The sequence below is a fragment of the Rhodothermales bacterium genome, from assembly GCA_013002345.1.
Classification (GTDB): domain Bacteria; phylum Bacteroidota; class Rhodothermia; order Rhodothermales; family JABDKH01; genus JABDKH01.
Window position 1 is genome coordinate 1 of record JABDKH010000220.1, and the last position, 3,029, is coordinate 3,029.

General features: G+C 59.1%; 4 protein-coding genes. 1 reads left to right on the forward strand and 3 read right to left on the reverse strand.

Annotated features, from left to right (window positions below):
- Both HKN37_11205 and HKN37_11210 read right to left on the reverse strand, forming a co-directional pair.
- Window positions 1–248: ABC transporter substrate-binding protein (locus tag HKN37_11205; GenBank protein NNE47216.1), on the reverse strand; the 248-nt coding region annotated here is incomplete at its 3' end.
- Window positions 249–321: 73 nt separating this feature from the next.
- Window positions 322–1,764, reverse strand: coding sequence for a TolC family protein (locus HKN37_11210; GenBank protein ID NNE47217.1), 1,443 nt, complete (start codon window positions 1,762–1,764; stop codon window positions 322–324).
- 103 nt (window positions 1,765–1,867) lie between these two features.
- On the opposite strand from HKN37_11210, the gene HKN37_11215 reads away from it, so the two are divergent.
- Window positions 1,868–2,164: a DUF721 domain-containing protein gene (locus HKN37_11215; GenBank protein ID NNE47218.1), complete on the forward strand. Its 297-nt coding sequence runs from the start codon at window positions 1,868–1,870 to the stop codon at window positions 2,162–2,164.
- A gap of 59 nt (window positions 2,165–2,223) precedes the next feature.
- Here the strand turns inward: HKN37_11215 and HKN37_11220 are convergent.
- A partial coding sequence (locus HKN37_11220; GenBank protein ID NNE47219.1) for a beta-ketoacyl-ACP synthase II occupies window positions 2,224–3,029 on the reverse strand: 806 nt, incomplete at its 5' end.

Below are 3,029 nucleotides of genomic sequence, written 5' to 3' on the forward strand. Positions count from 1 at the left end.
GGCTCCCAGTGTGGCCCCAGCGCCTCGCGACCCATCGTCTCGAAATCGATGATTCCGTTGACTACGCTCTTGAGCGTTTCCTTCTGTCCGGCGCTGAAAGTGTCTCGATCGCCCAGGATGGTTTTGATTTCGAGGTCTCTCGCCTGCAGCATCTTTCGGATCTCGGCCGGCGACTTCTGTGCGATGGCGGACCATGGAAGGACCGCTGCGGTGAGCATCAGGACGGCTATGACTACGATTCTGTACACGATACAAGACGGTCAGTGAAGATTTCGGGTCTACCCGATATGCTGGCTGACGGTTTCAGCCTCTACCCTGCAGTCATTCAACAAGTATGCCGGAGTCGATGGTCTGCCTGAGCATCCCACATGATCTGAGGAGTTTGAGCGCCGCCAGATTGTAGCGATACGTCGCCTGGTACCGGTCCGCCTGCAGATCGAGGTTGGCGCGTACGGCTTTTACGAGATTTTCGGTATCTCCCAGGTCGAGGTCGAAGTTCACGGTCTCCATCTGAAGCCATTCCTTGCTCAGTCGATAGGCCTCGTGGGTGGACGTCAACGCGGCGTCTGCAATCGAAAGTCCTCGAAACGCCTCCTCTACCTCGAAAAGGATGAGTTGTCTCAGTCCATCCAGCTGGAAGCCAACTTCGTTTGCCTGAGCGCGAGCCTGCTCCACGCGAGCCCGCGTCTGGTGGAAGCTGAGTCCGAGGCGGACGCCCAGCCCGGCCTCAACGCTAGTGCCGCGCAGCCGATCGCCGTGATACGGATTCGGTTGACTGTACCGGCCCGAAGTGCCTGCAGCGCGAAATCGTCCTCCCAGAAAAATCTTCGGATAGTAATTGGACCTGGCTACGTCTACCAGTGCCCGGCGAGCGGCCAGGCCGGCGTTCGCACGCTCCAGTTCCGGTCGATGCAGCATCGCCAACTCCTGATACCACTCCAGGGTCTCAGGCTCGAGCCGAATCTGACTCAGGATGACTTCGTCCACCGCCACGGTCACATCGTCCGGAAGAAACAGCTGGCGACGCAAAGCCGTGGCGGCCGTACGCCGTTTCTCATCGACTTCGACAACGCGCCGCTTGAACTCCTGCTCGGTGATGAGTACCTGAAAGAGGTCCGCGTCGTCGACGTCGGCTGCGCCCTCCTGGAGCAGTCGATCAATCTCTTCTTTGGCCTGTTCAACGATGTCGCCGGCGTCCTTTACAACGACCGTCAGTGCCTCGGTGAGCAGGAGCCCGTAGTAGAGTTCTGCGGTCCGGTAGGCGACATCAATTTCTTTGTCGCGAATCGACGCGTCTTCCATTACCACTGCGCTCGTCGCGGCCCGAATGTTGCCGTCGAGTTCACCCCATGTGTACAGCGGTTGGAGGAACTCCACCTCCACCTCATTGAACGGGCGCAAAGAGCCCCAGTCGTTGCGCACATCCGGATCCAGGAAGAGCTGATCGGTGGCGGTGCCGTTCGGGTTGTCGAGTCCAGGTGCCGGGGCGTGCGCCGAAGTGAGTGTGAACTCTGTCAGGTAGCGACTTGCTCTCGCGAGCCCTGCCCGTGCGGAAGCGAAGTCCCTCCGGGCTGCCACGGCCGATACCTCGGGACTGGCCTCGAGCGCGCGCCGGATGGCGCTGTCGAGGTTGTAGCGAAGCGTGTCCGCCTGGCTGGCGGCCTCGTCGGTTGGCGCCACAAGGAGGAACCCGGCGAGAACCAATCGGGCGACGTAGCCTGTGGCGTGTCTCCTGTCAAGCTCTGACAATCGTTTGCGCTTCATGTGCTTTTGGCGGAATTACGTGCCGGTGTTCGGCGGTGAGGGACTCGGCTCAGCTATTATCAAAAATAGGTCCTTTATTGGTCCGAATTGAAGTGCGAAACCTATGGCCTATCGATCCAGGACACCACAACATATCGGCGCGGTGCTGAGCGAGCTCGTCGAGCGCCTGGGTATCGGTCCTCGACTTCAAGAGGCAAAGGCTGTGGAGGCCTGGGCCGAACTCGCAGGTCCGGCCATTATCGCAGTGACGGATTCGGTACGCGTCAAATCAGGCCGGATGACAATCAAGATCACGTCGCCCACGTGGCGCTACGAACTCAACCTGCAGCGAGAGGAGTGGCGAGATCGCGTCAACGAGTTTGTCGGAAAGAAGATAATTCGCGAAATAATTTTCAGATAGACGCAAAAAGAAAAAGCCCACCTGCGTGATGGGCTTCGTGAGGATCGTTCCCGCTGCGATCAATCCGAAAACTTCTTGAAGACAAGGCTCGTGTTGTGTCCGCCGAAGCCGAACGCGTTGCTCACGCCCACATTGACTTCCCGATCTTGCGGCTCATTGAACGTGTAGTTCAGATCGCACGCCGGATCTGGATGCTCAAAATTGATGGTGGGCGGCACGCGATCGTTCTTGATTGCGAGAATCGTTGCGATCGCCTCCACAGCTCCTGCTGCTCCGAGCAGGTGCCCGGTCATGCTCTTGGTGGAGGACAGATTCATCTTGTAGGCGTGATCACCAAACACAGTCTTGATCGCGTTCGTCTCTGCGATATCGCCCAGCGGCGTCGACGTGCCGTGCATGTTCAGGTAGTCCACATCCTCGATCTCAAGTCCGGCGTCGCGCAAAGAGGAACGCATGGCTACCGAAGCGCCGCGACCATCCGGTGCGGGAGCGGTGATGTGGTGAGCATCGGCACTCATTCCGATGCCGACGACTTCGGCATGGATCTTCGCGCCGCGGGCTTTCGCGTATTCGAGCTCCTCGAGGTATAGCGCGCCGGCACCCTCGCCCATCACAAATCCGTCGCGTGTCGCGTCGAACGGCCGACTGGCAGCCGCGGGATCGTCGTTCCGTGTCGACAGTGCCTTCATGGCATTGAAGCCGCCAATGCCCATCTCCGTCACACTGGACTCCGCTCCCCCACAGACGGCGGCATCTGCCAGCCCTCTCTGTATGAGCATAAAAGCGTCTCCAATGTTGTTATTCCCGGTGGCGCAGGCTGATACGACACAATAATTCGGCCCCCGAAATCCATACTCGATGGAGA

Coding starts and splice junctions, on each gene's coding strand:
- HKN37_11215 (NNE47218.1), top strand. CDS start 1,868: ATGGCCTATCGATCCAGGACACCACAACATATCGGCGCGGTGCTGAGC.
- HKN37_11210 (NNE47217.1), bottom strand. CDS start 1,764: ATGAAGCGCAAACGATTGTCAGAGCTTGACAGGAGACACGCCACAGGC.